The sequence below is a fragment of the Streptomyces sp. NPDC005722 genome (assembly GCF_040630935.1).
Lineage (GTDB): Bacteria > Actinomycetota > Actinomycetes > Streptomycetales > Streptomycetaceae > Actinacidiphila.
This window is the reverse complement of sequence record NZ_JBEXYN010000054.1, coordinates 1-24,336: the sequence shown is the minus strand read 5'-3', so window position 1 is coordinate 24,336 and position 24,336 is coordinate 1. Positions and strand designations below refer to the sequence as shown.

Sequence of the window (24,336 nt, the reverse complement as noted above, 5' to 3'; positions counted from 1 at the left end):
GCGGCACGCGACGTACGCTCGCCACATGTCCGAGGTGCACGCTGCCCGCAGGGAACGCCTCCGGGACCGGTGCGCGGCGGCCGGATCGGCGGCGGCGCTCGTCTCCCGTCCCGCCAACGTCCGCTACCTGACGGGCTGCGCCCCGCCGGGGACGGTGCTGCTGGTGGGGCCGGGTCCCGAGGACGTACTGGTCCACCACCGCCATCCCTCCGGAGACCTGGCCGAGGGCCGGCTCCCGGACGACGTGCGGGGTGTCGTCCTGTCCGGCCCCGAGGGCGATCCGGCGGTCACCGCCGCCGCGCTGGCCGCGGACCGCAAGGCGGAGGCCCTGGCGCTGGAGGAGCACCACCTCACCGTGGCGCGGCACCGCGCCGTGGGCGGCGCGGCCCCCGGGGTGCGGCTGTCCGACCTCGGCTCGGCCGTGGAACAGCTCCGGCTGGTCAAGGACGAGCAGGAGATCTCCGCGCTGCGGATCGCCGCCGAGATCGCCGACCAGGCGCTCAGCGAACTCCTGGAGTCGATCCTGGTGGGCCGCACCGAACGGCACCTCGCCCTGGAGCTGGAGCGCCGTCTCATCGACCACGGGGCCGACGGCCCGGCCTTCCCCACCTGCGTGGGCACCGGCCCCCATTCGGGTGCCGCGCGGCACCTGCCCACCGACCGGCGCGTCGAGGAGGGCGACTTCCTCACCGTCTGCCTGGGCGCCTGCTACCGCGGCTACCGCTGCGAGGTGGGGCGTACCTTCGTCATCGGCACCACGCCGGCGGACTGGCAGATCGAGCTGTACGACCTGGTCTTCACCGCCCAGCGGGCCGGCCGGGAGGCCCTCGCACCCGGCGCGGCCTGCCGCGACGTGGACCACGCGGCGCGCCACGTGCTGGAGTCCGGCGGCCACGGCGAGGCGCTGGGGGAGACCACCGGACACGGGGTCGGACTGGAGATCGGCGAGGACCCTCGGTTGTCCCCCTCGGCCATGGGTAAACTGGACGCTTGCGTGCCGGTCACCGTCGAACCGGGAGTCCACATCCCGGGCCGCGGCGGTGTCCGCATCGACGACACACTCGTCGTGCGTCCACCGACGGACGGCGGGCCCGAGCTACTCACCATCACGACCAAGGAGCTGCTCGCCCTGTAAGAGGGCGGTCCGCGGCTCCGGGTCCCCGAAGCAGCAGTGCAGGAGATTCCGCAACCGTGGCCACCACGAACGACCTCAAGAACGGCCTCGTGCTCAAGCTCGACGGCGGCCAGCTCTGGTCCGTCGTCGAGTTCCAGCACGTCAAGCCCGGCAAGGGCCCCGCCTTCGTGCGTACGAAGCTCAAGAACGTGCTCTCCGGAAAGGTCGTCGACAAGACCTTCAACGCCGGCGTGAAGGTCGAGACGGCCAACGTCGACAAGCGCGGGATGCAGTTCTCCTACAAGGACGGCGAGAGCTTCGTGTTCATGGACATGGACACGTTCGACCAGATCTACATCACCCCCGAGGTCGTCGGCGACGCCGCCCACTTCCTCCTGGAGGGCTTCGAGGCCGTCGTCGCCATGTACGAGGGCGCGCCGCTCTACATCGAGCTCCCGGCCGCCGTCGAGCTGGTCATCGAGTACACCGAGCCCGGCGTCCAGGGCGACCGCTCCACCGGTGGCACCAAGCCCGCCAAGCTGGAGACCGGCTACGAGATCGGCGTCCCGCTCTTCATCACCACCGGTGAGAAGATCAAGGTCGACACCCGCTCGGGTGAGTACCTCGGCCGGGTGACCAGCTAACCGTGGCCGCTCGTAACAAGGCCCGCAAGCGTGCCTTCCAGATCCTCTTCGAGGCGGAGCAGCGGGGTGTCAGCCCCAAGACCGCCATGGCGGACTGGATCAGGCTCGCCCGGACCGACGACCGGCAGCCGCCGGTCAGCGAATACACGATGCAGCTCGTCGAGGGCTACGCCGAACGGGCGCGGCGCATCGACGAACTGCTGTCGAAGCACGCCGTGGGCTGGACCCTCGACCGCATGCCGGTGACCGACCGGAACATCCTGCGGCTCGGCGCCTACGAGCTGATCTGGGAGGACGACGTCCCCGACGCCGTCGTCCTGGACGAGGCCGTGCAGCTGGCCAAGGAGTTCTCCACGGACGAGTCGCCCTCGTTCGTCAACGGTCTGCTGGCCCGCCTCAAGGAGCTGAAGCCCTCCCTCCGGGAGGAGTAGGCCGCATCACGCTCACCGGGCCCGGAACGCACCGCGTTCCGGGCCCGTGGCGTTTCCCCGGCCCCGGCAGGGGTGGCGCAGCCCGTTCCGGGGCCGGGGCAGCCCGTTCCGGGGCCGGAAACACAACCGCCCCTCGGACGCGGCCTGGCGGCCGTGCCCAAGGGGCGGGACGTTTCTGCTTCCCGAGGGCGTCAGCCCTCCTCGTGCTGCACCGCGCGCCGTGCGTCCGCGTCGAGGACGCCCCAGCTGATCAGCTGCTCGGTCAGGACCGAGGGCGACTGGTCGTAGATGACGGCGAGGGTGCGCAGGTCGTCCTGGCGGATCGACAGCACCTTGCCGTTGTAGTCGCCACGCTGGCTCTGGATGGTGGCGGCGTAGCGCTGCAGCGGACCGGCCTTGTCGGAGGGCACCTGGCTCAGCCGCTCGAGGTCGAGGACGAGCTTCGGCGGCGGCTCGGCGGCGCCGCCGGGCGCGGAACCGGGCAGCAGTTCCTGGACCGGAACGCCGTAGAAGTCGGCGAGCTCGGCGAGGCGCTGCACGGTCACGGCGCGGTCGCCGCGCTCGTAGGAACCGACCACCACGGCCTTCCAGCGGCCCTGGGACTTCTCCTCGACGCCGTGGAGGGAGAGTCCCTGCTGCGTGCGGATGGCGCGGAGCTTTGCTCCGAGCTGCTTGGCGTAATCGCTGGACATATGGCTCCCCGGACGGAAACTCAGTAACTCACTGTGAGGTTACGCAGCGTAATTGGAATCCGTCAAGCCGAATGGTCCACACCGGTCCCCCGGAAGAGCGAGGAATGGCCGGTCACCGGCCTTTCAGCCGGGATCCGCGGTCGATCGTGGTACGGGCGGCCGTCCCGCCCCGAGAGCCGCGCCAGGCGGCCGCCAGGCCCCGCCACGGAGCGCGCCAGGGTGCCTGATACGGTGGAGCCGTACGTTTTGGCGTCCTTTAAGGCCCGTCCCGTGAGGCGGGGAAGGAGGTCCTTTCTCCATGACCACCATCGGTTCCGATCCGGCCCGGTCCGTCCTCGAGGCCCCGGACATCGCGCGGGTCCTCACCCGCATCGCCCACGAGATCGTCGAACGCGCCAAGGGCGCCGACGACGTGGTGCTGCTCGGCATCCCGACCCGCGGGGTCCACCTGGCCCGCAGGCTCGGCGACAAGCTGGACGAGATCACCGGCGGCAAGCTCCCGGTCGGTTCGCTCGACATCACCATGTACCGCGACGACCTGCGGCTGCGTCCGGCGCGCGCCCTCGCCCGCACCGACATCCCGGCCGACGGGGTGGACGGCCGACTGGTCGTCCTCGTCGACGACGTGCTCTTCTCCGGCCGCACCATCCGCGCCGCCCTCGACGCGCTCGGCGACATCGGCCGCCCCCGCGCCGTGCAGCTGGCCGTCCTCGTCGACCGCGGCCACCGCGAGCTGCCCATCAGGGCCGACTACGTCGGCAAGAACATCCCCACCTCGCTGCGCGAGACCGTCAAGGTCCACCTGACCGAGGAGGACGGGCGCGACTGCGTCCTGCTCGGCGTACGCGACGGCTCCCCGGCGGACGAGTAGCGCCCGCGCCGCCCCGTCTCCCGGGGCAGCGCCCTGCCCGCCCGTCCCCGCCCCCGGCCTGCCCGGGAGACGTGGCGTGCCGCCGCCCAGTCCGCCCCCGCACGCATCCTCCGGAGTGAAACCGATGAAGCGCCACCTGATCTCGGCCGCCGACCTCACCCGCGACGACGCCCTCCTCGTGCTCGACACCGCCGAGGAGATGGCCCGCGTCGCCGACCGGCCCATCAAGAAGCTGCCCACCCTGCGCGGCCGTACGGTCGTCAACCTCTTCTTCGAGGACTCGACCCGCACCCGCATCTCCTTCGAGGCCGCCGCCAAGCGGCTGTCGGCCGACGTCATCAACTTCTCCGCCAAGGGCTCCTCGGTGTCCAAGGGCGAGTCCCTGAAGGACACCGCCCTCACCCTGGAGGCCATGGGCGCCGACGCCGTCGTCATCCGCCACCACATGTCCGGCGCCCCGCACCGGCTGGCGTACTCCGACTGGATCGGCGGCAGCGTCGTCAACGCCGGCGACGGCACCCACGAGCACCCCACGCAGGCGCTGCTGGACGCCTTCACCATGCGCCGCCACCTCTCCGCCCCCGGCCGCGACCTGGCCGGCCGCCGCATCACGATCGTCGGCGACGTGCTGCACAGCCGGGTAGCCCGCTCCAACGTGCTGCTGCTCACCACGCTCGGCGCCGACGTCACCCTGGTGGCGCCGCCCACCCTGCTGCCGATCGGCGTCGAGGACTGGCCCTGCGAGGTCTCCTACGACCTGGACGCGGTGCTCGCCAAGTCCGACGCCGTGATGATGCTGCGTGTCCAGCGCGAGCGCATGAACGCCGCCTTCTTCCCCACCGAGCGCGAGTACTCCCGCCGCTACGGCCTCGACGGCCTGCGCATGGCCGCGCTGCCCGAGCACGCCGTCGTGATGCACCCCGGCCCGATGAACCGCGGCATGGAGATCACCGCCGAGGTCGCCGACTCGCCGCGCTGCACCGCCGTCGAGCAGGTGAAGAACGGCGTCAGCATCCGCATGGCCGTCCTGTACCTGCTGCTCGGCGGCGCCGAGCCCGCCGTCTCCGCCCCCGCCCCCGCCCGCACCGAGGAGAACAACCAAGCATGAGCGCGACCCCGAAGACGCTGATCCGCGGCGCGAGGATCCTCGGCGGCGAGCCGCAGGACGTCCTGATCGACGGCGAGACCATCGCCGGGACCGGCACGGGCCTGACCGCTCCCGAGGGCGCCACCGTGGTCGAGGCCGCGGGCAAGGTCCTCCTGCCGGGCCTGGTCGACCTCCACACCCACCTGCGCGAGCCCGGCCGTGAGGACTCCGAGACCGTCCTCACCGGCACCCGCTCCGCCGCCGCCGGCGGCTACACCGCCGTCCACGCGATGGCCAACACCTTCCCCGTCGCCGACACCGCAGGCGTCGTCGAGCAGGTCTGGCGGCTCGGCCGCGAGCACGGCTACTGCGACGTCCAGCCGGTCGGCGCCGTCACGGTGGGCCTGGAGGGCAAGAAGCTCGCCGAGCTGGGCGCGATGGCCGACTCCGCCGCCGGTGTGCGGGTCTTCTCCGACGACGGCAAGTGCGTCGACGACGCCGTGATCATGCGCCGCGCCCTGGAGTACGTGAAGGCCTTCGACGGGGTCGTCGCCCAGCACGCCCAGGAGCCCCGGCTCACCGAGGGCGCGCAGATGAACGAGGGCGTCGTCTCCGGCGAGCTGGGCCTGACCGGCTGGCCGGCCGTCGCCGAGGAGTCGATCATCGCCCGCGACGTGCTGCTCGCGGCGCACGTCGGCTCCCGCGTGCACATCTGCCACCTGTCCACGGCCGGCTCCGTGGAGATCGTCCGCTGGGCCAAGTCCAAGGGCTGGGACGTCACCGCCGAGGTCACCCCGCACCACCTGCTCCTCACCGACGAGCTGGTGCGCACCTACAACCCGGTCTACAAGGTGAACCCGCCGCTGCGCACCGAGGCCGACGTCATGGCGCTGCGCGAGGCGCTCGCCGACGGCACCATCGACTGCGTCGCCACCGACCACGCCCCGCACCCGCACGAGGACAAGGACTGCGAGTGGGGCGCGGCGGCCATGGGCATGATCGGCCTGGAGACGGCGCTGTCGGTCGTCCAGCACGCGATGGTGGACACCGGGCTGCTCGACTGGGCCGGCGTCGCCGACCGGATGTCGTTCCGCCCGGCGGCGATCGGCCGCCTCGCCGGCCACGGACGGCCCGTCTCGGCTGGTGAGCCCGCGAACCTCACGCTGGTCGATCCGGCATACCGTGGTGAGGTGAATCCCGCGGGCTTCGCCTCCCGCAGCCGCAACACCCCCTACGAGGGTCTGGAGCTGCCGGGCCAGGTGTTCGCCACGTTCCTGCGGGGCAAGGCGACGGTCATGGACGGGAAGCTCTCGTGACACCTCTGGTACTCATCGCGGCGGAGGGGAAGCACTCCGCCGAGGTCACCGACTGGTCGGCCCGCATCGGCTGGGTCGTCGGGCTGCTGCTCCTCATCGCCCTCGTCTACTGGCTGATGCGCCAGGGCTGGAAGTGGCGCGGCACCCTCCAGAGCGACCTGCCCGGCCTCCCCACCGCACCCGAGGAGCCCGGCGAGCCCCGGCCCGCCCTGCTGACGATGAGCGGCCGCTACCACGGCAGCACCACCGCCGGTCAATGGCTGGACCGGATCGTCGCCCACGGGCTGGGCGTGCGCAGCCGGGCCGAGCTCACCCTCACCGACCGGGGGCTGGACGTCCGGCGCACGGGCGCGCCGAGCTTCTTCGTCCCGGCCGCCGCCCTGCGCGGCGCCCGCCTCGACAAGGGGATCGCCGGCAAGGTCCTGACCGAGGGCGGCCTGCTGGTGGTCACCTGGGCGCACGGCGACCGGCTGATCGACTCCGGCTTCCGCTCGGACCACGCAGCCGAGCACGGCGCGTGGGTCGAGGCCCTGAACACCCTTACGCACGACCAGGAAGGCGCACGATGACGACCTCCACCCAGCGGCCCGCGAGGGTCCCTGCCGTACTCGTCCTGGAGGACGGCCGCACCTTCCGCGGCCGCGCCTACGGGGCCGTGGGGGAGACCTTCGGCGAGGCCGTCTTCTCCACCGGCATGACCGGCTACCAGGAGACCCTGACCGACCCCTCGTACCACCGCCAGGTGGTCGTCATGACCGCCCCCCACGTCGGCAACACCGGCGTCAACGACGAGGACCCCGAGTCCTCCCGCATCTGGGTGGCCGGCTACGTCGTCCGCGACCCCGCGCGCGTGCCGTCCAACTGGCGCTCGCGCCGCACCCTGGACGAGGAGCTGACCCGCCAGGGCGTCGTCGGCATCAGCGGCATCGACACCCGGGCGCTCACCCGTCACCTGCGCGAGCGCGGCGCCATGCGGGTCGGCATCTTCTCCGGTGACAAGGCGCTGGCCGACGAGGCCGCGCTCCTGGCCGCGGTGCAGGACAGCCCCCAGATGAAGGGCGCCGACCTGTCCGCCGAGGTCGCCACCGACGAGCCGTACGTCGTCCCGGCGATCGGCGAGAAGAAGTTCACCGTCGCCGCGATCGACCTCGGCATCAAGGGGATGACCCCGCAGCGCATGGCCGAGCGCGGCATCGAGGTGCACGTGCTGCCCGCCGGCGCCACCCTCGACGAGGTCTACGCGGTCGGCCCCGACGGCGTCTTCCTCTCCAACGGGCCCGGCGACCCGGCCACCGCGGACCTGACCGTCATCCAGGGCGTCCTGGAGCGGAAGACCCCGCTGTTCGGGATCTGCTTCGGCAACCAGCTGCTCGGCCGCGCCGTCGGCTTCGGCACGTACAAGCTGAAGTACGGCCACCGCGGCATCAACCAGCCGGTGCAGGACCGTTCCACCGGCAAGGTCGAGGTCACCGCCCACAACCACGGCTTCGCCGTGGACGCGCCGCTCGACCAGGTCACCGACACCCCGTACGGGCGGGTCGAGGTCTCCCACGTCTGCCTCAACGACAACGTGGTCGAGGGCCTGCGGCTGCTCGACACCCCCGCCTTCAGCGTCCAGTACCACCCCGAGGCCGCCGCAGGTCCGCACGACGCCGCGTACCTGTTCGACCGCTTCGTGAAGCTCATGGAGGGCCAGCGTGCCTAAGCGCACCGATATCCAGTCCGTCCTGGTCATCGGCTCCGGCCCGATCGTCATCGGCCAGGCCGCCGAGTTCGACTACTCCGGCACCCAGGCCTGCCGCGTCCTGCGCGCCGAGGGCCTGCGGGTGATCCTGGTCAACTCCAACCCGGCCACGATCATGACCGATCCGGAGATCGCCGACGCCACCTATGTGGAGCCGATCACCCCGGAGTTCGTCGAGAAGATCATCGCCAAGGAGCGCCCCGACGCGCTCCTGCCCACCCTCGGCGGCCAGACCGCGCTCAACACCGCGATCTCGCTCCACACCGCGGGCGTCCTCGACAAGTACGGCGTCGAGCTGATCGGCGCCAACGTCGAGGCCATCAACAAGGGCGAGGACCGCGACCTGTTCAAGGACGTCGTCGCGGCCGTCAACGCCAAGATCGGCCACGGCGAGTCCGCCCGCTCGGTCATCTGCCACACCATGGACGAGGTGATCGCCGGAGTCGGCACCCTCGGCGGCTACCCGGTCGTCGTCCGCCCGTCGTTCACCATGGGCGGCGCCGGCTCCGGCTTCGCCCACGACGAGGAGGAACTGCGCCGCATCGCCGGCCAGGGACTCACGCTCTCCCCGACCACCGAGGTGCTCCTGGAGGAGTCCATCCTCGGCTGGAAGGAGTACGAGCTGGAGCTGATGCGCGACAAGCACGACAACGTCGTGGTCGTCTGCTCCATCGAGAACTTCGACCCCATGGGCGTGCACACCGGCGACTCCATCACCGTCGCACCCGCCATGACGCTGACCGACCGCGAGTACCAGATCCTGCGCGACATCGGCATCGCCGTCATCCGCGAGGTCGGTGTCGACACCGGCGGCTGCAACATCCAGTTCGCGGTCGATCCCGAGGACGGCCGGGTCATCGTCATCGAGATGAACCCGCGCGTCTCCCGCTCCTCGGCGCTCGCCTCCAAGGCGACGGGCTTCCCGATCGCCAAGATCGCCGCCAAGCTCGCCGTCGGCTACACCCTCGACGAGATCCCCAACGACATCACCGAGCAGACCCCGGCCTCCTTCGAGCCGACGCTCGACTACGTCGTCGTGAAGGTGCCGCGCTTCGCCTTCGAGAAGTTCCCGGCCGCCGACGCCACCCTCACCACCACCATGAAGTCGGTCGGTGAGGCCATGGCGATCGGCCGCAACTTCCCCGAGGCGCTGCAGAAGGCGCTGCGCTCCCTGGAGAAGAAGGGCAGCCAGTTCGCCTTCACCGGCGACCCCGGCCACAAGGGCGAGCTGCTGCTCGCCGCCGTACGCCCCACCGACGGCCGGATCAACACGGTCATGCAGGCGATCCGGGCGGGCGCCACCCCGCAGGAGGTCTTCGACGCCACGAAGATCGACCCCTGGTTCGTCGACCAGCTCTTCCTGATCAAGGAGATCGCCGACGAGCTGGCGGCCGCCGACAAGCTCGACCCCGAGCTGCTCGCCGAGGCCAAGCGCTACGGCTTCTCCGACGCCCAGCTCGCCGCGATCCGCGGCCTGCGCGAGGACGTCGTCCGCGAGGTCCGGCACGCGCTGGGTGTACGGCCGGTCTACAAGACGGTCGACACCTGCGCCGCCGAGTTCGCCGCCCGCACCCCGTACTTCTACTCGTCCTACGACGAGGAGAGCGAGGTCGCCCCGCGCGAGAAGCCCGCGGTGATCATCCTGGGCTCGGGCCCGAACCGCATCGGCCAGGGCATCGAGTTCGACTACTCGTGCGTGCACGCCTCCTTCGCGCTGAGCGCCGCCGGCTACGAGACCGTCATGGTCAACTGCAACCCCGAGACCGTCTCCACCGACTACGACACCTCCGACCGGCTCTACTTCGAGCCGCTCACCCTGGAGGACGTCCTGGAGATCGTGCACGCCGAGCAGCAGGCCGGCCCCGTGGCGGGCGTCGTCGTCCAGCTCGGCGGCCAGACCCCGCTCGGCCTCGCGCAGGCGCTGAAGGACAACGGCGTGCCGGTCGTCGGCACCTCGCCCGAGGCGATCCACCTCGCCGAGGACCGCGGCGCCTTCGGCCGCGTCCTGGACCGGGCGGGCCTGCCCGCCCCCAAGCACGGCACGGCCACCACCTTCGAGGAGGCCAAGGCCATCGCCGACGAGATCGGCTACCCGGTCCTGGTGCGCCCCTCGTACGTGCTCGGCGGCCGCGGCATGGAGATCGTCTACGACGAGACCCGCCTCGCCTCCTACATCGCCGAGTCCACCGAGATCGGCCCGGACCGCCCGGTGCTGGTCGACCGCTTCCTCGACGACGCCATCGAGATCGACGTCGACGCGCTCTACGACGGCCACGAGCTCTACCTGGGCGGCGTCATGGAGCACATCGAGGAGGCCGGCATCCACTCCGGCGACTCCGCGTGCGCGCTGCCCCCGATCACCCTCGGCGGCCACGACGTCAAGCGGCTGCGCGCCTCCACCGAGGCGATCGCCAAGGGCGTCGGCGTCCAGGGCCTGATCAACATCCAGTTCGCCCTGGCCGGGGACATCCTCTACGTGCTGGAGGCCAACCCGCGGGCCTCCCGCACCGTCCCCTTCACCTCCAAGGCGACGGCGGTCCCGCTGGCCAAGGCGGCCGCGCGCATCTCGCTCGGCGCCACCATCGCCGAGCTGCGCGCCGAGGGACTGCTCCCGGCGCACGGCGACGGCGGCACCCTGCCGCTGGACGCGCCGATCTCCGTCAAGGAGGCCGTGCTGCCCTGGAGCCGCTTCCGCGACGTGCACGGCCGGGGCGTCGACACCGTCCTCGGCCCGGAGATGCGCTCCACCGGCGAGGTCATGGGCATCGACTCGGTCTTCGGCACGGCGTACGCCAAGTCGCAGGCCGCCGCCTACGGCGCGCTGCCGACCAAGGGACGCGCCTTCGTCTCCGTCGCCAACCGCGACAAGCGCGCGCTGATCTTCCCGGCCCGCGCGCTGGTCGAGCACGGCTTCGAGCTGCTGGCCACCTCCGGCACCGCCGAGGTGCTCAAGCGCAACGGCATCGAGGCCACCGTGGTGCGCAAGAAGAGCGAGGGCACCGGCCCCAACGGCGAGCCGACCATCATCGAGCTCATCCACGAGGGCGCCATCGACCTTATCGTCAACACCCCCTTCGGCACCGGCGGCCGCCTCGACGGCTACGACATCCGCACCGCGGCCGTCGCGCGCGGCGTGCCGTGCCTGACGACGGTGCAGGCGCTCGCCGCCGCCGTCCAGGGCGTCGACGCGCTGAACCGCGGCGACGTCGGGGTCCGCTCCCTGCAGGAACACGCGGAACACCTGACCGCCGCCCGCGAGGCGTAGGCCGAGGAGGGGGACACCGGACCGGTGTCCCCCTCTTCACGAGCCCCCGCCCCGTCGTCCGCCGTGGAAGGCCCCGCATGTACTCCCTGCTGTTCACCCTGTTCTTCAAGCGCCTCGACCCCGAGCGGGCGCACCACCTCGCCTTCGGCTGGATCCGGCTTGCCGCCCGGATCCCGGTCCTGCGCACCCTCGCCGCCGCGCTGCTCGCGCCCCGGCACCCGGCCCTGCGCACCGAGGCGCTGGGCCGCCGGATGCACGGTCCCTTCGGGCTCGCCGCCGGTTTCGACAAGAACGCCGTCGGCATCGACGGGCTCACCATGCTCGGCTTCGACCACGTCGAGATCGGCACCGTCACCGCCCAGCCGCAGCCCGGCAACCCCCGGCAGCGGCTCTTCCGCCTGGTCGCCGACCGCGCCCTGATCAACCGCATGGGCTTCAACAACGAGGGCTCGGCCGCGGTCGCCGCCCGCCTGGCCGCCCGCGAGGCGGTCTTCCCGGCCACGGTCGGCGTCAACATCGGCAAGACCAAGGTCGTCCCGGAGGAGGAGGCGGTCGCGGACTACGTGACCTCCACCGAGCGGCTCGCCCGGTACGCCGACTACCTCGTCGTCAACGTCTCGTCGCCGAACACACCCGGACTGCGGAACCTGCAGGCCGTCGAGCACCTCCGCCCCCTGCTCGGCGCCGTGCGCGAGGCCGCCGACCGCACCGTCACCGGCCGCCGCGTCCCCCTGCTGGTCAAGATCGCCCCCGACCTCGCGGACGAGGACGTGGACGCCGTCGCCGACCTCGCCCTCGAACTCGGGCTGGACGGCATCATCGCCACCAACACCACCGTCGCCCGCGACGGTCTCGGCCTGCGCTCGGACGCCGCCCTGGTCAAGGAGACCGGCGGCCTGTCCGGCGCCCCCCTCAAGGACCGCTCCCTGGAGGTGCTGCGCCGCCTGTACGCCCGCACCGGCGACCGCATCACCCTCGTCGGGGTGGGCGGGGTCGAGACGGCCGAGGACGTCTGGCAGCGCATCCTGGCCGGCGCCACCCTCGTGCAGGGCTACAGCGCCTTCGTGTACCGGGGCCCCTTCTGGTGCCGCACGATCCACCGTGACCTCGCGGCGTTGCTGCAGGCCAGCCCGTACGCCACCCTCGCCGACGCCGTCGGCGCCGAGACCCGGAAGGCAGCCACCCCGCGATGAACCCCGAGCCCTTCGGCGCCAGGCTGCGCCGCGCCATGGACACCCGCGGACCGCTCTGCGTCGGCATCGACCCGCACTCCTCCCTGCTCTGCGCCTGGGGCCTGCAGGACGACGTCGCCGGCCTGGAGCGCTTCACCCGCACCGTGGTGGAGGCGCTGGCCGACCGGGTCGCCGTCCTCAAGCCGCAGAGCGCGTTCTTCGAGCGCTTCGGCTCCCGCGGCATCGCCGTCCTGGAGACGGCCGTCGCCGAGGCGCGGGCGGCCGGCGCCCTGGTGCTGATGGACGCCAAGCGCGGCGACATCGGCTCCACCATGGCCGCGTACGCCACCGCGTACCTCGACCCCGCCTCGTCGCTGTTCTCGGACGCGGTCACCGTCAGCCCGTACCTCGGGTTCGGCTCGCTGCGGCCCGCCCTGGACGCCGCCCGGGCGAGCGGCAGCGGCGTGTTCGTGCTCGCCCTGACCTCCAATCCGGAGGGCGCCGAGGTGCAGCGGTCAACCGCGGCGGGCGGCGCGTCCCTCGCCCAGGTGATGCTGAACCACATCGCGGCCGAGAACGAGGGTGACGTCCCGCTCGGATCGGTGGGCGCGGTCGTCGGCGCCACCCTCGGCGAGGCGGGTGTGGACCTCGCCGTGAACGGGCCCCTCCTCGCCCCCGGGATCGGCGCCCAGGGGGCCACCGCGGCCGACCTCCCCAGGGTGTTCGGGGAGGCGGTGCGCAACGTCCTGCCGAGCGTCAGCAGGGGTGTGCTGAAGCTCGGACCGTCGGTCGCGGCGCTCCGCGAGGCGGCCGAAAGGGAGGTCGCGGAACTCGCCTCGGTCGTCAAGTAGCGGTCAAGACGTCCGGAAACCTGCGCAGATTTGTCCCAAAAGTCCTGGTCGGTTGACGCTGACCAGGACTTTTCTTCTTGTTTGCGCTGACTGCGGCCGCTGGGGCCGCTAGTCTCCGACGAGAGCGCGCAAGGTGCGCGTTTCACGTTGCCCCTGCAGGTGGGGGGCGACTAGGTTCCACACCGGTCCGTATCCGACAGTTCTACTTCCGAGGTGACGTAGGCGTGGCTCTTCCGCCCCTTACCCCTGAACAGCGCGCTGCCGCGCTCGAGAAGGCCGCCGCGGCTCGCCGGGAGCGCGCCGAGGTCAAGAATCGGCTCAAGCACTCCGGCGCCTCGCTGCACGAGGTCATCAAGCAGGGCCAGGAGAACGACGTCATCGGCAAGATGAAGGTCTCCGCCCTCCTGGAGTCCCTGCCCGGCGTGGGCAAGGTCCGCGCCAAGCAGATCATGGAGCGGCTCGGCATCTCCGAGAGCCGCCGGGTCCGCGGGCTCGGCTCCAACCAGATCGCATCCCTGGAGCGCGAGTTCGGCAGCCCCGCTGTCTGACGTTCCCAGCACCCTCCGGGAACCGGGATAATCGCTCCATGAGTGAACGTCCGCGGCTGACCGTGCTCTCCGGCCCCTCGGGGGTCGGCAAGAGCACGGTCGTCGCTCATATGCGCACAGTCCACCCCGAGGTCTGGCTCTCCGTGTCGGCCACCACCCGCAAGCCCCGCCCCGGCGAGGAGCACGGGGTGCACTACTTCTTCGTCGAGAACGACGAGTTCGACAAGCTCGTCGCCAACGGCGAACTGCTGGAGTGGGCCGAGTTCGCGGGGAACCGGTACGGCACCCCGCGCCAGGCGGTGCTGGAGCGTCTCGAGGCCGGCGAGCCGGTCCTGCTGGAGATCGACCTGCAGGGCGCCCGCCAGGTCCGGGACTCGATGCCCGAGGCCCAGCTGGTCTTCCTCGCGCCGCCGAGCTGGGACGAGCTGGTCCGCCGGCTCACCGGCCGGGGCACCGAGGCCCCCGACGTCATCGAGCGCCGGCTGGAGGCCGCGCGGGTCGAACTGGCGGCCGAGCCGGAGTTCGACACCACCCTGGTGAACACCTCCGTCGAGGACGTCGCGCGCGAGCTGCTAGCCTTGATGGGCGTAGTCTGATCTTTTTGCACCCAATCGGAAGGTAGAGCGTGTCCTCTTCCATCACGACGCCCGAGGGCATCATCAACCCGCCGATCGACGAGCTGCTCGAGGCCACCGACTCGAAGTACAGCCTCGTGATCTACGCGGCCAAGCGTGCCCGTCAGATCAACGCCTACTACTCGCAGCTCGGCGAGGGCCTGCTCGAGTACGTCGGCCCGCTCGTGGACACTCACGTGCACGAGAAGCCGCTGTCGATCGCGCTGCGTGAGATCAACGCGGGTCTGCTGACCTCCGAGGCCGTCGAGGGCCCGGTCCAGTAACCGCGCCCAGGCGTCACACCACGGGCCCGGCGGTACGACCGCCGGGCCCGTGGTGTGTCATGGGGTAGTACCCACCACGGGCCAACGGTCCAACACAGCGCGGGAGAGGCGATGGGGAAGCCACAGGTCGTCCTGGGCGTGAGCGGCGGGATCGCCGCCTACAAGGCGTGCGAGCTGCTGCGCCGGTTCACCGAGTCGGGACACGAGGTACGTGTCGTGCCCACGGCCTCGGCGCTGCACTTCGTCGGCGAGGCCACCTGGTCGGCCCTGTCGGGCAACCCCGTCTCGACCGAGGTGTGGGAGAGCGTCCACGAGGTGCCGCACGTGCGCATCGGGCAGGGCGCGGACCTCGTCGTGGTCGCCCCGGCCACCGCCGACGTGCTGGCCAAGGCGGCCCACGGGCTCGCCGACGACCTGCTGACCAACACCCTGCTCACCGCGCGCTGCCCCGTGGTGTTCGCGCCCGCCATGCACACCGAGATGTGGGAGCACGCGGCCACCCAGGAGAACGTGGCGACCCTGCGCCGCCGCGGCGCCATCGTGCTGGAGCCCGCGGTCGGGCGGCTCACCGGTGTCGACACCGGCAAGGGCCGGCTGCCCGAGCCCGCGGAGATCTTCGAGGCCTGCCGCCGGGTGCTGCTGCGCGGCCCCCGCGCGCTGGAGACCGACCTGGCCGGGCGCCACGTCGTCATCAGCGCCGGCGGCACCCGCGAGCCCCTCGACCCGGTCCGCTACCTGGGCAACCGCTCGTCCGGCAAGCAGGGCTACGCCCTCGCCCGTACGGCCCTGGCCCGGGGCGCACGGGTCACCCTGGTCTCCGCCAACACCGGACTCGCCGACCCGGCCGGGGCGGACGTGGTGCGGGTCGGCACGGCGGTGCAGCTGCGCGAGGCCGTGCTGAAGGCCGCGTCCGACGCCGACGTGGTGGTGATGGCGGCCGCCGTCGCGGACTTCCGCCCCGCGCGGTACGTCGAGGGCAAGATCAAGAAGAAGGACGGCGAGGAGCCCGCGCCCGTGGAACTGGTGCGCAACCCCGACGTGCTCGCCGAGCTCTCAGCCGAACGGCCGCACCCCGCGCAGATCGTCGTGGGCTTCGCCGCCGAGACCGACGACGTCCTGGCCAACGGCCGTGCCAAGCTCGCCCGCAAGGGGTGCGACCTGCTGGTCGTCAACGAGGTGGGCGACCACAAGGCCTTTGGGTCGGAGGAGAACGAGGCCGTCGTGCTCGGCGCCGACGGCAGCGAGACCGCCGTGCCGTACGGGCCGAAGGAGGCCCTGGCCGAGCAGGTGTGGGACCTGGTCGTCGCCCGTCTGACCTGACGACACTCCGGGACGGTGCGTGTGGGCTACTGGCGTTCCGCCCCGAGGTGATGCACAGTGTCGCAGGTCACGGCATATCCAAGGTGCAAGATGCCGTGTCCCTGCGCATGAGTCGGACGATAAACTGACCCATGGCCCGCCGGGCGCAGCCCCGCGCGAGCCGCCAACGATCAGCCAGCAGCCGCTGCAACCCCAGGGAGCGATGTGTCCCGCCGCCTGTTCACCTCGGAGTCCGTGACCGAGGGTCACCCCGACAAGATCGCTGACCAGATCAGCGACACGATCCTCGACGCCCTGCTCAAGGAGGACCCCTCCTCGCGCGTCGCCGTCGAGACGTTGATCACCACCGGTCTGGTGCACGTCGCCGGAGAGGTCACCACCAAGGGGTACGCGGACATCGCGACCCTGGTGCGGAACAAGATCCTCGACATCGGCTACGACTCGTCGAAGAAGGGCTTCGACGGCGCGTCCTGCGGTGTCTCGGTCTCCATCGGTGCGCAGTCCCCGGACATCGCGCAGGGTGTCGACACGGCGTACGAGAGCCGGGTCGAGGGCGACGACGACGAGCTCGACCGGCAGGGCGCGGGCGACCAGGGTCTGATGTTCGGCTACGCCTGCGACGAGACCCCCGAGCTGATGCCGCTCCCGATCACCCTGGCGCACCGGCTCTCCCGGCGGCTGACCGAGGTCCGCAAGAACGGGACCATCCCTTACCTGCGGCCCGACGGCAAGACCCAGGTCACCATCGAGTACAACGACGACAAGGCCGTGCGCCTCGACACCGTCGTCGTCTCCTCGCAGCACGCCAGCGACATCGACCTGGAGTCGCTGCTCGCCCCCGACATCCGCGAGTTCGTCGTGGAGCCGGAGCTGAAGGCGCTGCTCGACGACGGCATCAAGATCGACACCGACGGGTACCGGCTGCTGGTCAACCCCACCGGACGCTTCGAGATCGGCGGCCCTATGGGCGACGCCGGCCTCACCGGCCGCAAGATCATCATCGACACCTATGGCGGCATGGCCCGTCACGGTGGCGGTGCCTTCTCCGGCAAGGACCCGTCCAAGGTCGACCGCTCCGCCGCCTACGCCATGCGCTGGGTCGCCAAGAACGTCGTCGCCGCGGGCCTCGCCTCGCGCTGCGAGGTCCAGGTCGCCTACGCGATCGGCAAGGCGGAGCCCGTCGGCCTGTTCGTGGAGACCTTCGGCACCCACACCGTGGACCACGAGAAGATCGAGCAGGCCATCGGCCAGGTCTTCGACCTCCGTCCGGCCGCGATCATCCGCGACCTCGAGCTGCTCCGCCCGATCTACGCCCAGACCGCGGCGTACGGCCACTTCGGCCGTGAGCTGCCGGACTTCACCTGGGAGCGCACCGACCGCGTCGAGGCGCTGCGCCGGGCGGCCGGCCTCTAGGCCCGCCGTCCCCCTGGCCTGACGACGGCCCCGGACCCCAGCGGTCCGGGGCCGTCGGCGTGCGCGGGACGCGCCGGGAACGGGTGTGTGCGGCGGCAGGGGACGTGACCGTGCCGGCCCGTCTGAGACTCCGCCGGCGCCGGCGCACGAGGAGAGCGACGCGTGCTCGCGGGGCCGCCCGGCACCCGGGGCGGGGCCGGGTGTCCGAGGCTTCTGGTAACACTGAGGCTGTGAGCAGCGAGGACGACCGGCAGGTGTCCCCGGCGGCGGAGCCGCACGGGGGAGAGCAGCTCGCGCTCATCCGGGAGACGGTGCGCAAGGCCAAGGAGCCCCGCGCCAAGCCGCGCACCTGGCGGGGGGCGGCGCTGGCCGAAGGGCTGCCGGTGGCCCGCGTGCTGGTCGACAAGGGCCTGCTCCACCTCGACCAGTACTTCGACTACGCGGTTCCCGCCGCCATGGACGACGAAGCGCGGCCCGGCGTGCGCGTCCGCGTGCGGTTCGGCGGCCGGGTGGGCAAGGGCGGCCGCCGCGAGGGCGGCGAACTGCACGACGGCTTCATCGTGGACCGGCTGACCGAGAGCGACTACCGCGGCCCGCTCGCCCCGCTCGCCCAGGTCCTGTCCCCCGAGGAGGTGCTGACCCCCGGCCTGCTCCGTCTGTGCCGGGCCGTCGCCGACCGCTACGCGGGCGCCCTCGCCGACATCGTCCAGCTCGCGGTGCCGCCGCGCCGGGCCAAGGTCGAGGCGGAGCCGGTACGGGATCCGCTGCCGGCGCCCCGCCCGCCCGAGCCGGGGCCGTGGCGGCGCTACCCGACCGGGCCGGCGTTCCTGCAGGCACTGGCCCGCGGGGACACCCCGCGGGCGGTGTGGACGGCACTGCCCGGGCCGTACTGGCCCGAGGAGATCGCCCGCGCCATGGCGGCGGCGCTCGCCTCGGGACGCGGGGCGCTCGCCGTCGTGCCGGACGGCCGCGCGGCCGCCCGGGTCGACGAAGCGCTGACCGCGATCGTCGGCGAGGGGCGGCACGTGCTGCTGACCGCCGACGCCGGGCCGGAGGAGCGGTACCGCCGCTGGCTCGCGGTGAGCCGGGGCAGCGTACGCGCCGTCGTCGGCACCCGGGCCGCGATGTTCGCGCCGGTGGCCGACCTCGGACTCGCCGTGCTCTGGGACGACGGGGACTCCAGCCACGCCGAGCAGCACGCGCCGCAGCCGCACGCCCGCGACGTCCTGCTGCTGCGTGCCACCGAGGAACGGGCGGGCTTCCTGCTCGGCGGCCTCACCTGCACCGTGGAGGGCGCCCAACTGGTCGACACCCAGTGGGCCTTGCCGCTGACCGCGCCGCGCGAGCGGGTGCGCGCCGCCGCGCCCGTGGTCCGTACGGTCGGCGAGGGCGACGAGGCGCGGGACGCCGCCGCGCGCGCGGCACGACTGCCTTCGGTGGCCTGGCAGGTGACGCGGGACGCACTGCAGCGCGGCCCGGTGCTCGTGCAGGTGCCCCGGCGGGGTTACGTGCCGCGGCTGGCCTGCGAGCGCTGCCGCGAACCCGCCCGGTGCGCGCACTGCGCGGGGCCGCTGCAGCTCGGCGACGGGGAGAGCGCGCCGCACTGCGGCTGGTGCGGGCGGCCAGAGGCGAGCTGGCACTGCAAGGAGTGCGGGGGGTTCCGGCTGCGCGCCCAGGTCGTCGGCGCCCGGCGCACCGCCGACGAACTGGGCCGGGCCTTCCCCAAGGTGCCGGTGCGGACCTCCGGCCGCGACGGCGTGCTGGCCTCCGTGCCGGGAACGCCCGCGCTGGTGATCTCGACCCCCGGCGCGGAACCCGTCGCCGAGAGCGGCTACGCCGCGGCGCTGCTGCTGGACGGCTGGGCCCTGCTCAACCGTCCGGACCTGCGGGCGGGGGAGGAGACCCTGCGCCGCTGGGCCGCCGCGGCGGCGCTGGTGCGCCCGGCCGGCGAGGGCGGCACCGTGGTCGTCATCGCGGAGCCCACGCTTCGTCCCGTGCAGGCCCTCGTCCGCTGGGACCCGGTCGGCCACGCCGTGCGCGAACTGGCCGAACGCGCCGAGCTGGGCTTCCCCCCGGTCTCCCGGATGGCCTCGGTCAGTGGCCGCCCCGCCGCCGTCGCCGACCTGCTGGCCACGGTCCGGCTGCCGGAGGGCACCGACGTCCTCGGCCCGGTGCCGCTGCCGATCACCGACCCCGCGCGGCCCCGCCGCTCCGGGGACACCCCACCCGGCGAACGCTGGGAACGCGTGCTGCTGCGTGTGCCGCCGGGCAACGGGGCCGCGCTGGCGGCCGCGCTGAAGTCCGCGCAGACCGCCCGCATAGCCCGCAAGGAGCCCGACCCGGTCCGGGTCCGCATCGACCCGCCCGACATCGGCTGACCGCCGGGCAGCCGGCGAAAGGGGGGAGCGGGGGAACAGGGGGAACGGGGAAAGTCGCTTGACGCCCCGGCCTAGGGTTTCGGGTATGACCAGCAGACTCCGACTGGCGGAGATCACCCCGGACAACGTCGACGCCGCGATGGCGCTCGAGGTCCGCCCCGATCAGGAACACCTGGTGGCGCCCGTCGTGAAGTCCCTCGCGGAGGCGTACGCGTACGGGGAGCGGGCCTGGCCGCGGCTGATCGTCGACGGCGAACGGAACGTCGGCTTCCTGATGGCCTTCTTCGACATCGACTTCTCGGCCGACGGGAGCGGCTCCGACCTCCGCTCCGGTCTGTGGCGCCTCGCCATCGCCGCGGGCGAACAGGGCCGCGGCTACGGGAGGTTCGCCGTCGGGTCCGTGGCGGATGAGGTCCGCCGCCGCGGCGGCAGCCGGGTCACCACCACCTGGCACCCCGGGGAGGACGGCCCGGAACGCTTCTACCTGGGGCTGGGCTTCCGCCCGACGGGGGAGTCCAGCGGCGGGCAGACCGTGGGGGCGCTGGAGTTGTAGCCGGCTCCCGGTCCGCGGGGCCCGCGGCGCACCGGCGGCCCTGACCGCGGTGCGTCCGTCCGCCCGTACGCGCGCCCGCCCCGGCGGCCGTCCTGTCGGCGTGGCGGGCGGCGGGGCGGGCGTGCCCGGGGAGCCGCCGGGTCAGCCCGTGCGCGGGGAGGGGACCGCGCCGGGGACGGCCTCGTCGCGGGCGGCGGGGGCGGTGTGCGCGGGCACGGCCCGGGCCGCCGGCACCGAGGGCACGACCGCCGGGGCGGGGGGTTCGCCGTGCACCTCCGGCGCGGCGGCTCCGGCCGGGGCCGAACGCCGGTTGCCGTACCGCCGGTGGACGGCCTGCTTGGTGACGCCCAGCGCGGAGCCGACGGCGTCCCAGCTGAAGCCGAGGGAGCGGTCGAACTCGACGGCCGCGGTCACCAGGGTCTCGACGCTGTCGCGCAGTTCCTGGGCGAGCCGGACGGTGGGGGCGGGGGCGCGGCCGTAGACCACGAATCCCGCGGACGGCCCGCCCCGCCGGGGACGGTAGACGTTGCCCAGCTGGGTGGTGAGGGTGCGCAGCGCGTCGACCTGTCGGCGGACCCGCTCGATGTCCCGCACCAGCAGGTGAAGGCTCGCCCTGGCCTGGGCGTCGTGAGTTGCGTGTTCGGGCATCAACTGGCCTCTCGAACCGGCTCTTGTGGGTCAAACTCCATTGACCAACGCGCCAGACTCCCGAGGAGTCACGCATAAGGGGCGCATCGAACCCTTCGGGGGGCGTGCGCAGGGGTGCGCGCCCCCACCCCCTCGGCCCATAGACTGGTGCGGTTGCCCTGTCACCGTCCGACCACGGAGCCGTAGCGTGTCCATCCAGCCGATCCGCCTCTTCGGCGACCCCGTGCTGCGCATGGCGGCGCAGCCCGTGACCGTCTTCGACAAGGAGCTGCGCACGCTCGTCAAGGACCTCGAGGAGACCATGAAGGACGCCCCGGGCGCCGGCCTGGCGGCACCTCAGATCGGCGTCTCGCTGCGGGTGTTCACGTACCACGTCGACGGCGAGCTGGGCCATCTGGTCAACCCGGACCTCAGCCTGAGCGAGGAGGAGCAGGACGGCCCCGAGGGCTGCCTGTCCCTGCCCGGGCTGCGCTTCGACACCAAGCGCGCGTACGGCGTCGTCGCCAAGGGCTTCACCATGTACGGCGACCCGGTGACCGTCGAGGGCACCCAGCTGCTCGCCCGCTGCATCCAGCACGAGACCGACCACCTCGACGGCATCATCTTCATCGACCGCCTCGACCGCGAGCAGCGCAAGGCCGCGATGAAGGCGATACGCGAGGCCGAGTGGGCCGGCCGGCCCGCGCCCCAGGTCCGCGTCTCCCCGCACAGCACGTTCGGCCGCGCACTGTAGGGCCGCGCACCGCAGAAAGGCATCCCGCACGCATGAGGCTCGTCTTCGCCGGCACCCCCGAGGTCGCCGTCCCCGCCCTCGACGCCCTGATCGCCTCCGGCCGGCACGAGGTCGTCGCCGTGGTCACCCGGCCCGACGCCGCCGCCGGGCGCGGCCGCAAGCTCGTCGCCAGTCCGGTGGCCCAGCGCGCGGAGGAGGCCGGCATCGAGGTCCTGCGGCCCGCGAAGCCCCGCGACGAGGACTTCCTGGCCCGGCTCCGAGAGATCGCCCCCGACTGCTGCCCGGTCGTCGCCTACGGCGCGCTGCTGCCCCGCGTCGCCCTCGACGTGCCCGCGCAGGGCTGGGTCAACCTGCACTTCTCCCTGCTGCCCGCCTGGCGGGGCGCCGCCCCCGTGCAGCACGCCGTCATGGCGGGCGACGAGGTGACCGGTGCCGCGACCTTCCTCATCGAGGAGGGCCTGGACTCCGGGCCGGTGTACGGCGTCGTCACCGAGGACGTCCGGCCCCGCGACACCAGCGGCGACCTGCTCACCCGGCTCTCGCACAGCGGCGCGCAGCTGCTCGCCGCCACCATGGACGGCATCGAGGACGGCACGCTGGTCGCCCGGCCGCAGCCCGCCGAGGGCGTCAGCCTGGCTCCCAAGATCACCGTCGACGACGCCCGCGTCGACTGGAACGCCCCGGCCCTGCGGGTCGACCGGGTGGTCCGCGGCTGCACCCCCGCGCCCGGCGCCTGGACCGTGTTCGGCGGCGAACGCCTCAAGCTCGGCCCCGTCACGCCGCTGCCCGAGCGCACCGACCTGGCGCCCGGCGAACTGGAGGTCACCAAGCGCGCGGTGTACGTGGGCACCGGCAGCCACGCCGTGGAGCTCGGCGAGGTGCGTCCGCAGGGCAAGAAGCCGATGCCCGCCGCCGACTGGGCGCGCGGCGTCCGCGTCCCCTCCGGGGAGCGGCTCGGCGGCTGACCGCGCCCTCCGCGTACGCTCGAAGCGGGGCGCCACCGCGCCCCGCCGTACCACCGACACTCCCGGAGCACCTTCCACGTGAGCGAACCGTCACGCCGCCGACCGCGTCCCGCCGCCCGTCAGGGCCGCACCCAGGGAGGGCCCCCGCAGGGCGGCCGCCCCTACCGCAAGCCCCAGCGCGACCCCGTGCGCATCCTGGCGTTCGAGGCGCTGCGGGCGGTCGACGAGCGGGACGCGTACGCCAACCTCGTCCTGCCGGCGCTGCTGCGCGAGGCGGAGGCCGAGGCCGTGCGCAAGGGCCGTGCGTTCGACCGGCGCGACGCCGCCCTCGCCACGGAGCTGGTGTACGGCACCCTGCGCCGCCGGGGCACCTACGACGCCGTGATCGCGGCCTGTGTCGACCGGCCGCTGCGCGAGGTCGACCCGCCCGTGCTGGACGTGCTCTCCCTCGGCACCCACCAGCTGCTGGGCACCCGCATCCCCACCCACGCCGCCGTCTCCGCCACCGTCGAGCTGGCCCGTGTGGTCCTCGGCGACGGGCGGGCGAAGTTCGTCAACGCGGTGCTGCGCCGGATCGCCGCACGGGACCTGGACGCCTGGCTGGACGAGGTGGCGCCGCCCTACGACGAGGACCCCGAGGACCACCTCGCCGTCGTCCACTCGCACCCGCGCTGGGTCGTCTCGGCGCTGTGGGACGCCCTCGGCGGGGGCCGGGCGGGCATGGAGGAACTGCTCGCCGCCGACAACGAGCGCCCCGAGGTCACCCTCGTCGCGCGTCCCGGCCGCGCGACCCCGCAGGAACTCGCCGACGCGCTTCCCGCGGACAGCACCCTCCCCGGCCGCTGGTCCCCCTGGGCGCTCCGGCTGGCCGAGGGCGGCGACCCCGCGGCCATCGAGGCGGTGCGCGAAGGCCGCGCCGGCGTCCAGGACGAGGGCAGCCAGCTGGTCGCCGCCGCCCTGGCCGCGGCACCGCTGGGCGACGGCCCCGACCGGATCTGGCTGGACGGCTGCGCCGGTCCCGGCGGCAAGGCGGCCCTGCTTGCCGCGCTCGCCGCGGAGCGCGGGGCGGCCCTGGTCGCCTCCGAGAAGCAGCCGCACCGGGCCCGGCTCGTCGCCCGCGCCCTGGCGGGCAACCCCGGGCCGTTCGAGGTGATCGTCGCCGACGGCACTCGTCCCGCCTGGCGTCCCGGTGCCTTCGACCGCGTCCTGGTCGACGTGCCCTGCACCGGTCTCGGCGCCCTGCGCCGGCGCCCCGAGGCGCGCTGGCGCAGGCGTGCCGAGGACGTCCCGGGCTTCGCGCCCCTGCAGCGCGGCCTGCTGGAGTCCGCCCTGCGCGCGGTGCGCGTCGGCGGGGTCGTCGGTTACGCGACCTGCTCCCCGCACCCGGCCGAGACCCGTGCCGTCGTGGAGGACGTCCTCGGGCGTCCGGGCGCGGTCGCGGCCGAATGGGTCGACGCCCGCCCCCTCATGCCCGGGGTCCCCGACCTCGGCGAGGGCCCCGACGTCCAGCTCTGGCCCCACCTGCACGGCACCGACGCGATGTACCTCGCCCTGCTGCGCCGCACCGGGGAATGACCGCGCGCGGGTGCGGGGGGGGGGGGCGCGGCGCACCCCGGCCGCCGGGTGGCGCGGGGGGGGTTGATGACAATATTTGTGTGGCGAGACCGAGACCACAGGACACAAGGCACACTAG

General features: G+C 73.1%; 23 protein-coding genes. 21 read left to right on the top strand and 2 right to left on the bottom strand.

All coding sequences use genetic code 11. The features are described from left to right. Nucleotides 1-25 precede the first annotated feature (25 nt). From ABZ479_RS36630 to nusB, 3 genes are read left to right on the top strand one after another with little or no spacing between them, the layout of a single operon-like run. Nucleotides 26-1,135 (top strand): M24 family metallopeptidase, encoded by a 1,110-nt coding sequence (locus tag ABZ479_RS36630; RefSeq protein ID WP_499603349.1) that lies wholly within the window; start codon nucleotides 26-28, stop codon nucleotides 1,133-1,135. Between the two features lie 56 nt (nucleotides 1,136-1,191). Continuing rightward, on the top strand, nucleotides 1,192-1,758 hold the full coding sequence (efp, locus tag ABZ479_RS36625; RefSeq protein ID WP_499603348.1) for an elongation factor P: 567 nt from the start codon (nucleotides 1,192-1,194) through the stop codon (nucleotides 1,756-1,758). A gap of 2 nt (nucleotides 1,759-1,760) precedes the next feature. Next, nucleotides 1,761-2,189: a transcription antitermination factor NusB gene (nusB, locus tag ABZ479_RS36620; RefSeq protein ID WP_499603347.1), complete on the top strand. Its 429-nt coding sequence runs from the start codon at nucleotides 1,761-1,763 to the stop codon at nucleotides 2,187-2,189. A 191-nt stretch (nucleotides 2,190-2,380) separates the two neighbouring features. Here the strand turns inward: nusB and bldD are convergent, their stop codons facing one another. Next, nucleotides 2,381-2,881, bottom strand: a complete 501-nt coding sequence (gene bldD, locus ABZ479_RS36615) for a transcriptional regulator BldD (protein ID WP_018564185.1) — start codon at nucleotides 2,879-2,881, stop codon at nucleotides 2,381-2,383. 298 nt (nucleotides 2,882-3,179) lie between these two features. Between bldD and pyrR the strand changes: the two genes are divergently transcribed. The 15 genes from pyrR to ABZ479_RS36540 all read left to right on the top strand — a co-directional run bounded on the left by pyrR (nucleotide 3,180) and on the right by ABZ479_RS36540 (nucleotide 20,297). Further along, nucleotides 3,180-3,752 carry a bifunctional pyr operon transcriptional regulator/uracil phosphoribosyltransferase PyrR gene (gene pyrR, locus ABZ479_RS36610; RefSeq protein ID WP_499603346.1) on the top strand — a complete coding sequence of 191 codons (573 nt, stop codon included), beginning with the start codon at nucleotides 3,180-3,182 and terminating at the stop codon, nucleotides 3,750-3,752. A 124-nt stretch (nucleotides 3,753-3,876) separates the two neighbouring features. After that, a complete protein-coding gene (locus ABZ479_RS36605) occupies nucleotides 3,877-4,860 on the top strand; it encodes an aspartate carbamoyltransferase catalytic subunit (protein WP_499603345.1) in 984 nt (327 codons plus the stop codon). Next, entirely contained in the window at nucleotides 4,857-6,155 is a 1,299-nt protein-coding gene (locus tag ABZ479_RS36600; RefSeq protein WP_500465585.1) for a dihydroorotase, read from the top strand. Before ABZ479_RS36605 ends, ABZ479_RS36600 begins: the two co-directional genes overlap by 4 nt. Continuing rightward, entirely contained in the window at nucleotides 6,152-6,724 is a 573-nt protein-coding gene (locus ABZ479_RS36595; RefSeq protein ID WP_500465584.1) for a PH-like domain-containing protein, read from the top strand. Before ABZ479_RS36600 ends, ABZ479_RS36595 begins: the two co-directional genes overlap by 4 nt. Beyond that, nucleotides 6,721-7,860: a glutamine-hydrolyzing carbamoyl-phosphate synthase small subunit gene (carA, locus tag ABZ479_RS36590; protein WP_500465583.1), complete on the top strand. Its 1,140-nt coding sequence runs from the start codon at nucleotides 6,721-6,723 to the stop codon at nucleotides 7,858-7,860. Before ABZ479_RS36595 ends, carA begins: the two co-directional genes overlap by 4 nt. Continuing rightward, nucleotides 7,853-11,164 carry a carbamoyl-phosphate synthase large subunit gene (carB, locus tag ABZ479_RS36585; protein ID WP_500465582.1) on the top strand — a complete coding sequence of 1,104 codons (3,312 nt, stop codon included), beginning with the start codon at nucleotides 7,853-7,855 and terminating at the stop codon, nucleotides 11,162-11,164. Before carA ends, carB begins: the two co-directional genes overlap by 8 nt. 77 nt (nucleotides 11,165-11,241) lie before the next feature. Beyond that, entirely contained in the window at nucleotides 11,242-12,357 is a 1,116-nt protein-coding gene (locus ABZ479_RS36580; RefSeq protein WP_500465581.1) for a quinone-dependent dihydroorotate dehydrogenase, read from the top strand. Next, nucleotides 12,354-13,187: an orotidine-5'-phosphate decarboxylase gene (gene pyrF, locus ABZ479_RS36575; RefSeq protein ID WP_500465580.1), complete on the top strand. Its 834-nt coding sequence runs from the start codon at nucleotides 12,354-12,356 to the stop codon at nucleotides 13,185-13,187. The genes ABZ479_RS36580 and pyrF overlap by 4 nt, the downstream gene beginning before the upstream one ends. 224 nt (nucleotides 13,188-13,411) lie before the next feature. Then, the gene (locus tag ABZ479_RS36570; protein WP_089227789.1) at nucleotides 13,412-13,735 is read left to right on the top strand and encodes an integration host factor; all 324 of its coding nucleotides are present in this window, start codon (nucleotides 13,412-13,414) and stop codon (nucleotides 13,733-13,735) included. 38 nt (nucleotides 13,736-13,773) lie between these two features. Then, the gene (gmk, locus tag ABZ479_RS36565; RefSeq protein ID WP_500465579.1) at nucleotides 13,774-14,331 is read left to right on the top strand and encodes a guanylate kinase; all 558 of its coding nucleotides are present in this window, start codon (nucleotides 13,774-13,776) and stop codon (nucleotides 14,329-14,331) included. Nucleotides 14,332-14,360: 29 nt separating this feature from the next. Next, entirely contained in the window at nucleotides 14,361-14,633 is a 273-nt protein-coding gene (gene rpoZ / locus ABZ479_RS36560) for a DNA-directed RNA polymerase subunit omega (protein ID WP_018564174.1), read from the top strand. 111 nt (nucleotides 14,634-14,744) lie between these two features. After that, nucleotides 14,745-15,953 carry a bifunctional phosphopantothenoylcysteine decarboxylase/phosphopantothenate--cysteine ligase CoaBC gene (gene coaBC / locus ABZ479_RS36555; protein ID WP_500465578.1) on the top strand — a complete coding sequence of 403 codons (1,209 nt, stop codon included), beginning with the start codon at nucleotides 14,745-14,747 and terminating at the stop codon, nucleotides 15,951-15,953. Between the two features lie 204 nt (nucleotides 15,954-16,157). Continuing rightward, nucleotides 16,158-17,366 carry a methionine adenosyltransferase gene (gene metK / locus ABZ479_RS36550; protein ID WP_499603336.1) on the top strand — a complete coding sequence of 403 codons (1,209 nt, stop codon included), beginning with the start codon at nucleotides 16,158-16,160 and terminating at the stop codon, nucleotides 17,364-17,366. 230 nt (nucleotides 17,367-17,596) lie between these two features. Beyond that, entirely contained in the window at nucleotides 17,597-19,744 is a 2,148-nt protein-coding gene (locus tag ABZ479_RS36545; RefSeq protein WP_500465577.1) for a primosomal protein N', read from the top strand. An 85-nt stretch (nucleotides 19,745-19,829) separates the two neighbouring features. Continuing rightward, nucleotides 19,830-20,297 (top strand): GNAT family N-acetyltransferase, encoded by a 468-nt coding sequence (locus ABZ479_RS36540; RefSeq protein ID WP_500465576.1) that lies wholly within the window; start codon nucleotides 19,830-19,832, stop codon nucleotides 20,295-20,297. Between the two features lie 141 nt (nucleotides 20,298-20,438). On the opposite strand, the gene ABZ479_RS36535 is transcribed toward ABZ479_RS36540, so the two are convergent. Further along, nucleotides 20,439-20,945 (bottom strand): hypothetical protein, encoded by a 507-nt coding sequence (locus ABZ479_RS36535; protein ID WP_499603333.1) that lies wholly within the window; start codon nucleotides 20,943-20,945, stop codon nucleotides 20,439-20,441. A gap of 187 nt (nucleotides 20,946-21,132) precedes the next feature. Between ABZ479_RS36535 and def the strand changes: the two genes are divergently transcribed. The 3 genes from def (at nucleotide 21,133) to ABZ479_RS36520 (ending at nucleotide 24,218) form a co-directional block, all read left to right on the top strand. Further along, nucleotides 21,133-21,678, top strand: coding sequence for a peptide deformylase (gene def / locus ABZ479_RS36530; protein WP_500465575.1), 546 nt, complete (start codon nucleotides 21,133-21,135; stop codon nucleotides 21,676-21,678). 32 nt (nucleotides 21,679-21,710) lie between these two features. Beyond that, a complete protein-coding gene (gene fmt / locus ABZ479_RS36525) occupies nucleotides 21,711-22,643 on the top strand; it encodes a methionyl-tRNA formyltransferase (RefSeq protein ID WP_500465574.1) in 933 nt (310 codons plus the stop codon). Between the two features lie 78 nt (nucleotides 22,644-22,721). Continuing rightward, entirely contained in the window at nucleotides 22,722-24,218 is a 1,497-nt protein-coding gene (locus ABZ479_RS36520) for an RsmB/NOP family class I SAM-dependent RNA methyltransferase (protein WP_500465573.1), read from the top strand. Nucleotides 24,219-24,336 lie beyond the last annotated feature (118 nt).